The organism is Neobacillus drentensis (assembly GCF_036962765.1).
Lineage (GTDB): Bacteria > Bacillota > Bacilli > Bacillales > Cytobacillaceae > Neobacillus > Neobacillus drentensis_C.
This window is the reverse complement of the sequence record NZ_JBALOS010000163.1, coordinates 1-12,699: the sequence shown is the minus strand read 5'-3', so window position 1 is coordinate 12,699 and position 12,699 is coordinate 1. Positions and strand designations below refer to the sequence as shown.

Below are 12,699 nucleotides of genomic sequence, written 5' to 3'. Positions count from 1 at the left end.
CGACAAAATTAGAAGTTTCTAAATAGCCATTTGTTTTTGCTGATAAGAAAGTAGACATACGATAGAATGCAAACTATACCCAATGTTTCTTAATTAAAAGAAATAAATTAAGGAAAGAAGAGCTTTTATAAAGACGTGGTAGTTCAACATTAAAAAGAGCCTAATATATTAGATTCTTTTGAAAAATGTATTTCTATTTATCGATCCCTCTCTTCAAATAGTATTCAAACAACAAATCAATCAACAGCATTAAGGTAGATCGTGCAGTAATATCATATCCGGCATATTTAACTCGTTCAACAGTCATGCTGAGGTTTGTTTTCACTAGCTTTCCTAATGCTGAATCAGACGTGTTCGTGATTGCTGCAGTTTCGACGATTTTGAAAGAAAGTTTTTCGGCTGCTTTTATAACAGTTTGTGTTTCTCCACTGGACGAGATAAAGAATACCAAATCGTTAGAATCAACCATGTTGGGAAGCAAGTCAATCATATGTGACTCGTATGTATATTGTGTCTGCTTGTTTGTCTGCATCAGAAGCATACTAAAGTATTCGGCCAGCATTTTGGACAGTCCTACGCCAACCACAATTACTCGTTTTGCGTTCTTGATCCTCTCACTTAGTTTTTCTAATTCTCCTATATGAATTGTTTCAAACGCGGACATGAATTCTGATTTATAGCGTTCTACAGGATTATCTTTTAACATGAATTGCTGATTTTCGATAGTTTTTAAAATATATTTTAATTCTGAAAATCCCTCTAAACCGAGTTTATGAGACATCCTTACAATCGTTGTGGTACTTACATTGTTCACTTTCGCGATTTCGGTCAGCGAAAGTTTTTTTGCTTCATCTAAATTTTGATCAATGTAATAAAGTGCTCGTTTTTCTGTTGATGTTAAATCTGCTATGTGATTGCCGAACTGGTCCAGAAATTTCCCCATCGGGTTCTTCCTCATTTCCATACATATCTTTTATCCAGTATATCATGTCTATTATTTTATTCTGTACAAATGTACAGAGATTGTACATTTGTAACCGCTTTTTCTATGTTAAAACATTAGTATAGGAATTTGAAAGTGTTTTCATAATATGTGAGACAGGAGTGAATGTTATGGGAATTAGAAACATGACCCATCCGAATTTAGTTTTGTTTGATGTTGAGGCCAATAATAAAGAGCAAGTCATCCAACAGCTAATTTCTAACCTTTATAAAGAAGGTTATATAGATTCTGAACAGACATTTTTGAAGGCGGTTTTACAGCGGGAAGAGGTTTCACCTACTGGCTTGGAAAAAGGTTTGGCGATTCCGCACGGAAAATCTTGTGCTGTTAATAAAGCAGTTTTCGCGGTGGCGCGGTTAAGAACCCCATTGGAAGAATGGCCAAGCATAGATCCAGGCAACAGGGTTCAGCTTGTTTTCTTGATTGCAATCCCGGAAAGTGAGGCCGGCACTACTCACTTAAAAATATTGTCAGCATTAAGTACCAATCTAATGCGTGATGGCTATCTTGAGGGGCTAATGGCAACAGAAACACCAGAACAATTTTTACATCTTCTTGATGTGGATACAACAAATGAACCTAAAACTGAACAAGAGTTCACAAAAACAGTTATAGCCGTTACAGCATGTGCAACTGGTATTGCACATACATATATGGCGGCTGAAGCCCTTGAAAAAGCTGGTCGTGAACTTGGGGTAAAGGTTCTTGTTGAAAAACAAGGCGCAAACGGAATAGAGGACCAGCTTTCTCCAGAAGTAATTAAAAAAGCAGATGCAGTTATTTTCGCAACAGATATAGCACCTAAACAGAAAGAACGTTTCGCAGGTAAACCATTTGTGCAAACACGTGTTGCAGAGCCTCTAAGAAAAGGAAAAGAAATGATTCAAAAAGCATTAAATAATCCTGATGGAGTAGTTGAGGGTGTTGAATCAGCTGAATTAACAACTTCTTCCTCTGGTGGTGGATTCTTTAGAGAAGCCGTTCAGGCGGTAATGACCGGTATTTCGTACATGATCCCAGTTATTGTTGCAGCTGGACTTATGATGGGGATTGCAAAACTTGGGGCTATGCCTTTTGGACTTGTAAACGAACTCGGTGATCCGAAATATGCAACACACTCCAATGAGCTATTTGTAATCTTACATTATTTAGACATGTTTGGCGGATTGATATTCAAGTTTATGTACCCTATCTTCGCAGCGTTTGTGGCTTATTCATTGGCAGACCGTGCTGGATTAGTTTCCGGTTTTATTGGAGGAGCTTTTGCTGGCGGTCTTCATTATACATTTTGGGCAGTTGAAGGGGGAATTCCATCAGGGTTCCTTGGCGCATTAATCCTCGGCTTAACAGCTGGTTACGTAAGTCGTTTTCTAAATCAAAAAATTCAATTAAGCAAGAACTTGCAGGCAATGAAACCGATGTTAATCATCCCTGCAATTAGTGTCTTAGTTATTTTCTTCTTGAATTTTTACATTGTCGATCCTGTATTTGGAGGATTGAATATTGTCCTTCGTAACTGGATTGAATCTGCAGCAGGCACAGGTGATGTAATATTAGCAGCTATTATAGCTTCTGCAACTGCCTTTGACCTGGGTGGGCCTATCAATAAAGCTGCTGGTGCTATTGCAATTGGTCTTGCGGCAGATCATGTGTATCCATTAACTGCCCGTGTACTGGCTATCGTCATTTCGCCAATTGGTATCGGTCTTGCAACCGTTGTTGATAAGTACATTGTTGGCCGTAGAGTGTTCGATGAGGATTTACGAATTGCTGGGAATACTTCATTGTTATTAGGTTTTATTGCAATAAGTGAAGGCGCGATTCCGTTCATGCTTCGCAATCCACTTATTACGATTCCAATCAATATTATTGGTGCGATTCTTGGCAGTGCAACTGCAGTTCTTTTAGGAGCGGTTCAATGGCTGCCGCTGCCTGCAATTTGGGGCTGGCCAATGGTTGAAAACTTATGGGCCTACATTGTTGGACTAGTAGTTGGAGTAAGCTTTATCGCATTGACTAATATTTTTGTACGCTTTTCGATTTTAAAGAGAAAAGAACGGCAGGCATAAAACAAAAAAGGGGCGCATCTTAAGAGGTGACCCCTCTTTCTTTTAAGTATAGACACCATGGGAGGGAACCAGGATGAAGAAGAAAAAAGTTTACGTTGTACCACATTCTCATTGGGACAGGGAGTGGTATTTTACATTAGAAGATTCCAATCTACTGCTAGTCGAAAATATGGATTGGTTGATGAGTGTTATGGAAAATGACCCAGATTACACCGGGTATGTGTTTGATGCACAAAGCTCACTTATCGATGAGTATTTGAAAATCCGTCCTGAGGAAAAACAACGTTTGGAAAGAATGATTGGAGAAAAAAAGATTTTTGTCGGACCTTGGTATACACAGGCAGACTCATTACTTGTAAATAAGGAATCTTTGATTCGTAACTTACTGTATGGAACTCGTATTGCTGAAAAGATGGGCCACTCTATGAACGTAGGCTATCTTCCGGATATATTTGGCCAAAACACATATCTGCCGTCGATTTTTAATGAATTTGAAATTGAATATAGTGTGTTGCAACGTGGAATTTATACCGACCAGCTGAACGGTGATTTGAACTTTACATGGAAATCTCCTGATGGGAAAAGCGTAAAGGCAAACAACATCTATTTCGGGTACGGACCTGGAAAATTTCTAGCGGCAGATGATGCCTACATGGAAGAGCGATTGTTGCCGATATTAGAAAAAATTGCGGATATGAATAAGAATACAGATAATTTGCTACTTCCAGCAGGTGGAGATCAGGTACTGGTTCGTGAGCATTTTCCAAAGACAGTGGAAGCATTGAATGAAAAAGATGAAAAGCATGAATATGTGCTATCAGACTATGAAGCGTTTATGAGCGATACATGGAATCAAGAGGGACGATTTACTAATGAGATACAGGGTGAATTGATCGCCACCCAGAAGTCCCGTATTCATAACACTATTCGATCTCAGCGTTATGATATCAAAAAACTAAATGATATTGCAGAAGAAAAAGTCATCAATGAGCTTGAGCCACTTTCTAGTATAGCAATTGCACTTGGCCTTAGGTATCCTCAAGCATGGCTAGATGAAATGTGGAAGATGCTTTTTGATGTGCATGCGCATGACAGCATCGGCGGATGTAACTCGGACGACACGAATAAGGAGATTGTTAGTCGTTTGAAAAAGGTTATCCGTTTCGCGGATGGTTGTTTAAACCTTTTGAAAAAGCAAATCACTCAAGCGATTAGCAAAGAACTTGGCAAAGAATCTATTTTTGTCGTGTTTCATCTGTTACCTGCAGCTTATGAAGGTTCTAGAAAGGTTGTTTTATTTACAAAAAAGAAAGAGTTCTTGGTACGAGACCTAGAAGGTAACCAGGTTATGATGGATGTTTTAGAACAGGAGTACATCAGTGGTGGTAAAACCATCGTTGTGACAGCAGAAGGGGAAAAAGAAGTGGAAGCACCAGGCTACTATCGAAATGAAGTACTTTTTCGCGAGATAAAGTTGCCTGCTATGGGCTATGAAACATTTGAAATAGTTGATAGCAAAGAAAATTGCTATCAAGCCATCTCAACCTTAAACAAATGTTTAATTGAAAATGAACAATATTCTATTCATGAGGATTACGGTGTACTGAATTTATATATAAAAGCTATAAACCTACTGATTACTGATTTTATTCGATTTGAAAATGTTGCAGATGCCGGTGATTCTTATGACTTCTCCCCACTTAAGGGTGACAAGGAAATCTACTCGAAAAAATCTCAAGTACTTTCTGTTAAAGCTAGTGCTGGAGTAGAGATTATGGAAGTTGAGCATATATTGGAGGTCCCTGCGGATTTAGATGATCGAAATACAGGTAAATTGTCTAAAGAACTAGTAATTGTCACTCGTTTTGAGCTCCGTAAAGGCGAAGATATTATCAGGGTAAATCATGAACTTGAAAATAATGTAAAAGACCACCGAGTTAGAGTACTGTTACAAACGACAGTAGAAATGCCTAAGTACTCATTTGGAGACCAAGGATTCAGCTTAATTCAGCGCCCGACTGTCAATCCATATATGGAAAACTGGAGAGAATTAAAATTTGCAGAAGCTCCAGTATCGATTTATCCTTTAGAAAACTTAGCAGGTACTTCAAATGGTGATGTTACCGCTGCAGTTATAACAAAAGGCATTAAGGAATATCAGGTAATAAAAGAAACGGGTGAACTAGCACTGACATTGTTCCGGAGCGTTGGCTTGCTTGGCCGAGATAACCTTGAATGGAGGCCAGGTCGTGCTTCTGGAATCAATAACAAGGTAGTTTATACTCCAGACGCACAGTTGCAGGGGAAAATGAAGTTTGAGTATGCAATCCATTTTTCCAAAGAGTTAAAGGAATCTCAGTTGTTTAGTGCTGTAGAGCGGTATCGTGAGCACAGTGTGTGTTTTCAAAAACAGGCACTAAACACGTTTGAAGAACGTTTGGACCGATTTGAGATTCCTTACCCCGTTTCCAAGCTTCCTTCTCGTTTTAGTTTACTTGAAGCATCCAACAAGTGTGTGTTTTTTAGCTCAATGAAAAGGGCACATGATGATGAACAATCGATTATTATTCGATTGTTTAATCCAAGCAGTGATGAGCAATCATTGAAAGTGACAAGTGAGCATGTAAAATTGATAGTGCAAACCAGCTTGAATGAAAAAGACTGTATAGATGTAAAAGATAGTGTGACGATCTTCCCTAAGGGGTATGTGACGTTGAAACTGGTTATGAAGGAGAATGTATAATGAGTTTTCCAAAGGAAGTTGAAGGTCTGTTAAAAACAATCTACGGTGTCGATTATACTGACGACTATAAAAGTGAGATTCTAAAGCTCACAGATGAATGGATGAAAAAAGAGTGGAAAGAAACTTCTCCATTGACGGAAAAGAATGTGTACCTCATCACTTACGGCGACATTATTAAAGAAGAAGGCCAGCCTACATTAAGAACCCTTCACAGGTTTATTAATGAATATGCTAAGGATGAGGTTACGGATGTTCACTTACTTCCAATGTTCCCATATACATCTGATGATGGTTTTTCGGTCGTTGATTACCGTGAAATTAAACCTGAACTTGGTGACTGGGATGACATTGAACGCTTGGCTGGTGATTATCGTTTAATGTTTGATTTTGTTGCGAACCATATGTCCAAATCAAGCAAATGGTTTCAAGAATACTTAAAGGGCGACACTAAATATAAGAACTTTTTTATTCCAAAAGAAGATGATTTTGATGCATCAAAGGTTGTTCGTCCTCGTACATCTCCCCTCTTTCATGAATATAAAGGCGGGAAGACTGCCTGGACAACCTTTAGCGAAGACCAGGTAGATGTGAACTTTAAGCATTTCCCTGCACTGCTTGAGATGACAGACATAATACTAGCGTATGCGTTCCGTGGCGGGACAAGCATCCGCTTAGATGCAATCGGTTTTTTGTGGAAGGAATCCGGAACTTCATGTATTCACTTGCCGCAAACCCATGCCATCATCCAATTGTGGCGGAGGATATTAGAGGAGTTGAAGCTACATACGTTGCTCATTACTGAAACGAACGTTCCCCATAAAGAGAACATCAGTTATTTTGGAGATGGTGAGAACGAAGCACACATGGTGTACCAATTTTCACTGCCACCCCTCGTGTTGCATACGCTGACTACGCATAATGCGAGCAAGCTGACAGGGTGGGCAAAAACAATTGAAAAAGTATCAGACAAAGCAACGTATTTTAACTTTTTGGCAAGCCATGATGGAATTGGTATGCGGCCAACAGAAGGAATTTTAACGGAAGAAGAGCGATCTGTATTGGCAGAAAAGGTTCTCGAGAATGGTGGACGGGTTTCATATAAAAGTAACCCTGATGGTACTGAGTCCCCATATGAGCTGAATATTAATTATATGGACGCGCTGATTAATAAAGAAGAAGATGTGAGTGAAGATATAATTGTACAGAAAATGCTTGCTGCACATTCTATTTTGTTTTCCGTGATGGGTGTTCCGGCTATTTATTATCACTCCCTCCTTGGATCAGGAAATGATTATGTAGGGCTTGAAGATTCGGGCATTAACCGCCGTATTAATCGTGAAAAATTTGACTATGAAGATTTGGTCAGCAAAATGGAATTGTCCACAAGACGGCAAAAAGTATTCTCAGGAATAAAGAAAATCATTCGTACTCGTCAGAATGAAACAGCATTTTCTCCTTTTGCTGATCAGGAGATAGTAGAGCTTGGAGAGCAGGTCCTCGCATTAATTCGGAAAAATAATGAAACAGATGAAACCGTATTATTCCTTGTGAATGCGGCAAATGAAAAAGTTAAGGTCAATCTTCCATTAACAGGCTATGACCTATGGAGTCAGAAATTCGTAGAAGAAAGTGTGGAGTTGGCTCCATATCAATTCATGTGGATTAAAAAATAAAAAAGGAGGAGAGATGACATGTCATCACTCCTTTCTTTAAGTAAAGATGTTCCTGGTGTAGCGGAATTTCCATTTTTCTTAAGGCAAATAATATAAGGTTCCTACTCAATGACTCATGACTCGACAATTCTCACGTTTGCGTGAACATTGACTTTTAAATGTTGATAGTCAGTATCCCATTTTTTAAATCAAAATTTCGGGTCTTGCTTTTTATTAAGTGGCCGAATCCTACTGGGTCAATATTTTTATCTTGAAACCTTTTCGTTAGATCAATTTTTTTCAGTTTTTTTGTGTGACACTAACCCCGCTATATTCGTTTAACATTGCTTTAACCTTAATATGTACATCTACTGAATAGGGATTTCTGGATGTAAGACGCATTTTGAATTTTGAGCGAATGCTTTCAACAGATGCAACTTCTTTATCTATGTTCACCTTTAAGGTTCCTTGACTAGTTGTCCACAAGGAGCTTAAAATAAAACATTTTTGAAGCTGGAATGGTGTCAACCACACGACTAAAACAAATATCAAAAATTTTGAAATGCTTTTAGGAAAATTTGTTGATTATTGAATTGAGAACCAAGTAGTAACCAATCGCACACCAAGCTATTAAGAATCCGAGCATTTTTAAATTATATGGTAGAATGTGATGTCATCAAAAACAATCCTGAGAAAAAAGTTAAAAGGCAAAAAGATTATGTAAAGATTTCATCATCCATGTTTTTATCAAAATATTTATAAATACAAATTTGCATTGTACCTTCCATATATAAAACCCACAGAACCTCTATTTCTTATGAAGTTAATTTAACTTTATGCTCCATTTTAATCCCAACTTCAGCTCATTTTATTATTCAGTTTAGCAAGAAAAAATATACGAAACCAGAAGGATAAATTACTATCCCTATAACCGGGTAATTTTAACATAAAAAGTAAATAATACAATCAATGTAATCAAAAACGTTTCTAACGAAAATACTTCTGAGCATCTATAGGAGAGGTTATTATGTTCAAGAAAATTCTTTCTCTAATACCGGACTATATCATTTTCGTACAAGCATTTATTACATTTTTAGTCCCACTTGGATTTTTTAAATTTTTCAAATGGATTCATTCATTAGAGAAAGAGTGATGATTAGTGAAATGGCGGAAGCTAAACAAAAACAAGATGAAGATTGAAGAATCTGCCAAAAAAGCAAAACAGGATAAACAGTCATTCCAAGAATCTATTAATGAAATGACCGGCGATTTTATAGCAGATTTGAATCTAATTCGCAAAGAGATTGGGCATAATTCAGATGTGAAATTTCGTGAGTTTCAAATGGGAACAACGGGTATTCGTATTGCCATTATTTTTATAGATGGGTTTGCAGATGCGGAGGTAATTAATAATCATATTTTGGTTGATTTAATGTTGGCTTCACCAAAAGAAACCGGCCATCCACTAAAAAACTCCTCCTTAAAAGAGTACATTAAAAACCAAGCTCTTTCTGTATCCGGCTTAAATGAAGTTCGTACTCTTAAAGATATAACCTCCGGAGTAATGTTTGGGTCCATTGCGATTTTAGTCGATGGTCTAGAAGACGTTTTCCTGGTTGGCGGTGCTAAAGCTAAAACAAGAAATATTGATGAGCCGGCTACTGAGGCATCGGTACGTGGACCCAGGGTAGGCTTTATTGAAAATTTAAAGGATAATACAGCTCTTCTACGGCGGCATGGCAAAGATCAAAACTTATCCATAATCAGCTCTCAGGTAGGAGAGCGGTCCAAAAAAGAACTAGTCATTATCTACATGAAGGATATTGTGGACCCTCATTTATTAGAAGAGGTTAAGCAACGGATTAATAAAATAAAAATTGATGATGTACATGACTCTAGTTATATTGAACAATTAATTGAAGATAATTTTTTAAGTCCATTCCCGCAAGTGCAAAGTACAGAACGACTTGATCGTGTTATGGGTTCTTTGATGGAAGGAAGGGTAGCTTTACTGTTGGACGGCTCACCTTTTGCCTTAATTGTTCCTGTTACCTTCCATATGCTGTTGCAGTCTCCTGAGGACTATTACGAAAGATGGATGGCTGGGACATTAATTCGTATATTACGTTATTTTTCAGCCTTTATTGCTTTATTTGTTCCTTCTTTATATATTGCTTTTATTTCCTTTCATCCGGGATTAATTCCAACCAAGCTCATTTTTTCCATTGCAGCCACTAGAGAGGGAGTTCCTTTTCCCCCTCTTATTGAGGCACTCATAATGGAATTATCTATAGAAGTATTAAGAGAAGCCGGGCTTCGTTTACCAAAACCAATTGGACAATCGATAGGGATCGTGGGGGGTTTAGTCATTGGAGAAGCAGCAGTGCAAGCAGGAATAGTTAGTCCAATCATGGTCATCGTGGTTGCTGTCACGGCCATATCTTCATTCACGATCCCGCAATATAGTGTAGGGATTGCATTAAGAATGCTTCGCTTTGCCTCAATGCTATTTGCTAGTGTGTTTGGATTATATGGAGTCGTTCTGTTCTTCCTGTTGCTATGCAGCCATTTGGTGAGGCTTAAAAGTTTTGGCATTCCATATCTGAGCCCTGCTGTATCATTTCGATTGAATGATTGGAAGGATTTCATGATACGGGTCCCCCTATTCCTGATGAAACGCCGTCCAAAACTGTTGTATCCAAAAGATTCAGTAAGAAAAAGGTAACGGTTCGAAAGGAGTTGACTAATTATGACCTCCAGTCCTTTAGATCAAATAACTTCTCATCAAGCAGTAATGTTTATCACAAATTTTATTTTCGGTGCAGGGATTTTAACGCTGCCCAGAACCATGACAGAGAAAGTCCAAACTCCCGATTCTTGGATCGCAATAATTGTTAGTGGATTAATTATTACACTTATATCAGTAATAATATTAAAACTATGCCAAAGATACCCGAACGAAACTTTCTATCAATTTAATCAAAAACTTCTTGGGAAATGGATAGGAACGCTGCTAAGTTTAACAGTTATCTGCTATTATATTGCGTTGTCCGCATATGAGGTTCGAACTATGGCTGAAACTACACGATTATTCTTACTTCAGGGAACTCCAACATGGGCTATTATGATGCCATTTTTGTGGATAGGTCTATACTTAGTTCAGGGAGGGGTAAATGCCATTGCACGGTTATTAGAAATTATTTTTCCAATTTCGGTTCTTTTTCTCCTTTTGGTCATGTTTTTAGGCATCGAATTATTTGAGGTTGATAATTTACGTCCGGTGTTAGGATCGGGGGTTAAGCCTGTCTTGAAGGGGTTAACAACCTCATCTCTTTCCTTTGCAGGCTTCGAAATTCTCCTCTTTATTTATATGTTCATGAAAGAAAAAAACAAGGTAACAAAAGTTCCAATTCTCGGAGTTGGAATACCCTTTATCTTTTATACCATTACAGTGGTAATCGTAATAGGATCCATGTCAGTAGACGCAGTAGTGTCACAAACATGGCCTGTACTTACGTTTATTCGAAGCTTTGAAATCACAGGTCTTTTTTTTGAACGGTTCGATTCCCTCCTTCTTGTCATTTGGATTATGCAAATATTCGCTACGTATGTCATTGCTTTATTTATTGCTACTTTAGGATTAAAGCAGATTTTTTCGAAAAATACTCACGCGTTTATTTATAGTTTAATACCGCTCATTTATTTAGTTTCTATGATTCCTAAAAATATAAATGAGGTATTTAAAATGTCAGATATAATTGGTAATTTCGCCCTTTATTTATTTTTTATTATGCCGCTTGTCCTTTTCATTATCTCAAAGGTGAAGGAAAGAAAATATGAAAAAATGTAAACCTATACTAAGAAATTCTTTTGTCTCGATGCTTTTACTTTTTCTACTGTCTGGTTGCTGGAGCAGCAAGTCCATTGAAGATCTAAATATCGCTGTTGGCACAGCTGTAGATAAATCAAAAGATGGAAAAATACGATCTACTCTTCAATATGTAATACCAGGTGCAATCGGTAATTCAACTAACAAATTACCACAACAAAAACCTTATATTAATGTCTCTGCGACAGGAATTTCACAAGAACCAATCGGTTGGGAAACGACCTTACGAAGAGAAGGTTCTATTTCAGGGGCACATGAAAAAGCAGTGATTATTGGGCAAGATCTTGCTCGTGAAGAGCCGATTAGAGAAATAACAGATTTGTTCTTTCGGGATATCGATATTAGAGGAAGTACCTTAATCTTTATTTCTAAAGGAGAAGCTGCACGAACTCTAGAATCAAAGGAAGCCGAAGTCATTCCTGCTATACGCTTGGTAGAAATTGCAAAACAGGAACTTACAACTAGAGCTTTGAGGCACCTCTCTTTAATGAAGATTTGGGGGAAATCGAACTCTCAGACCAGCTTCCTTATACAACTGATTGATTTAAAAAAGGGAGAAATTGATTTTAATGGAGCGGCCGTAATAAAAGGAAGAACAAACAAGATGATTGGGATTCTTAATAAGGAAGAGATTGAAGGCATAAATTGGATAACAGGAGAAGGTAAAAGCGGAGCAGTAAAAGCCTTCCAAAAAAAGTCGGATAAACCCACATATTATCAGATTCAGTCAATGAAAAGCAAAATTAAGCCGCATGTTACCGGTGGTAGAATTTCGTTTGATGTAAAAATTGAGTCAGAGGGAAGAATCGCTGAATATTGGAATCCTCACTTTAAGCCTGCTTTTAAGAATAAAACGATTAAACACATAGAAAATGCGGCTGCGAAAGAAGTTACGCACTTAGTAGTGAATACCACAAAAAAAATGCAAAAGGAATTCGGAGTAGATGTTGGAGGATTTGGCAACCAGTTGCGAATACAATATCCTAATGTCTGGAAAAATGTGAAGGGCAATTGGGATGAAAAATTTAGTGAGATTCCCATCACCTATGATGTATCGATTACGATAAAGGATTACGGAATGATTGGATCAAAGAAAAAATAAATAACTTTTGTTAGTACAAAAGACATTACTTGTTTTTCATCTATTGAATGAACCTAAAAATAAGGGCCTGAACCTAATGTTCAGACCCTCGTAATGCTACTTCTCTAAATCCACATTGTGGTGTATTTAATTTGTCCGTATTAAGTGCCAAACAGGTATTGTTATAATAACATCTAACACAAAACTATTATTCTATAGGGGGTGGTTTGGGCGGGAATACTTTTTGTGGATGGTCCATAAA

7 protein-coding genes are annotated in these 12,699 nt (G+C 37.6%); 6 read left to right on the top strand and 1 reads right to left on the bottom strand.

Annotated features, from left to right (window positions below):
* Positions 1 to 193: 193 nt before the first annotated feature.
* On the bottom strand, positions 194 to 943 hold the full coding sequence (locus V7137_RS19865) for a MurR/RpiR family transcriptional regulator (RefSeq protein ID WP_335699678.1): 750 nt from the start codon (positions 941 to 943) through the stop codon (positions 194 to 196).
* Between the two features lie 170 nt (positions 944 to 1,113).
* Between V7137_RS19865 and V7137_RS19860 the strand changes: the two genes are divergently transcribed.
* The 6 genes from V7137_RS19860 to V7137_RS19835 all read left to right on the top strand — a co-directional run bounded on the left by V7137_RS19860 (position 1,114) and on the right by V7137_RS19835 (position 12,458).
* Entirely contained in the window at positions 1,114 to 3,072 is a 1,959-nt protein-coding gene (locus V7137_RS19860; RefSeq protein WP_335699677.1) for a fructose-specific PTS transporter subunit EIIC, read from the top strand.
* 73 nt (positions 3,073 to 3,145) lie between these two features.
* Positions 3,146 to 5,815, top strand: a complete 2,670-nt coding sequence (locus V7137_RS19855; RefSeq protein WP_335699676.1) for a glycoside hydrolase family 38 C-terminal domain-containing protein — start codon at positions 3,146 to 3,148, stop codon at positions 5,813 to 5,815.
* Positions 5,815 to 7,488: an alpha-amylase family glycosyl hydrolase gene (locus tag V7137_RS19850; protein ID WP_335699675.1), complete on the top strand. Its 1,674-nt coding sequence runs from the start codon at positions 5,815 to 5,817 to the stop codon at positions 7,486 to 7,488. Before V7137_RS19855 ends, V7137_RS19850 begins: the two co-directional genes overlap by 1 nt.
* Positions 7,489 to 8,626: 1,138 nt before the next feature.
* Positions 8,627 to 10,192: a spore germination protein gene (locus V7137_RS19845; protein ID WP_420490153.1), complete on the top strand. Its 1,566-nt coding sequence runs from the start codon at positions 8,627 to 8,629 to the stop codon at positions 10,190 to 10,192.
* A 24-nt stretch (positions 10,193 to 10,216) separates the two neighbouring features.
* Positions 10,217 to 11,317: a GerAB/ArcD/ProY family transporter gene (locus tag V7137_RS19840; RefSeq protein ID WP_335699674.1), complete on the top strand. Its 1,101-nt coding sequence runs from the start codon at positions 10,217 to 10,219 to the stop codon at positions 11,315 to 11,317.
* Positions 11,304 to 12,458 carry a Ger(x)C family spore germination protein gene (locus V7137_RS19835; protein WP_335699673.1) on the top strand — a complete coding sequence of 385 codons (1,155 nt, stop codon included), beginning with the start codon at positions 11,304 to 11,306 and terminating at the stop codon, positions 12,456 to 12,458. The genes V7137_RS19840 and V7137_RS19835 overlap by 14 nt, the downstream gene beginning before the upstream one ends.
* Positions 12,459 to 12,699: the final 241 nt, after the last annotated feature.

What these genes read in the sequence shown, in the direction of transcription:
- V7137_RS19860 (WP_335699677.1), top strand. Translation starts at nt 1,114, where the DNA reads ATGGGAATTAGAAACATGACCCATCCGAATTTAGTTTTGTTTGATGTT.
- V7137_RS19840 (WP_335699674.1), top strand. Translation starts at nt 10,217, where the DNA reads ATGACCTCCAGTCCTTTAGATCAAATAACTTCTCATCAAGCAGTAATG.
- V7137_RS19835 (WP_335699673.1), top strand. Translation starts at nt 11,304, where the DNA reads ATGAAAAAATGTAAACCTATACTAAGAAATTCTTTTGTCTCGATGCTT.
- V7137_RS19850 (WP_335699675.1), top strand. Translation starts at nt 5,815, where the DNA reads ATGAGTTTTCCAAAGGAAGTTGAAGGTCTGTTAAAAACAATCTACGGT.
- V7137_RS19855 (WP_335699676.1), top strand. Translation starts at nt 3,146, where the DNA reads ATGAAGAAGAAAAAAGTTTACGTTGTACCACATTCTCATTGGGACAGG.
- V7137_RS19865 (WP_335699678.1), bottom strand. Translation starts at nt 943, where the DNA reads ATGGGGAAATTTCTGGACCAGTTCGGCAATCACATAGCAGATTTAACA.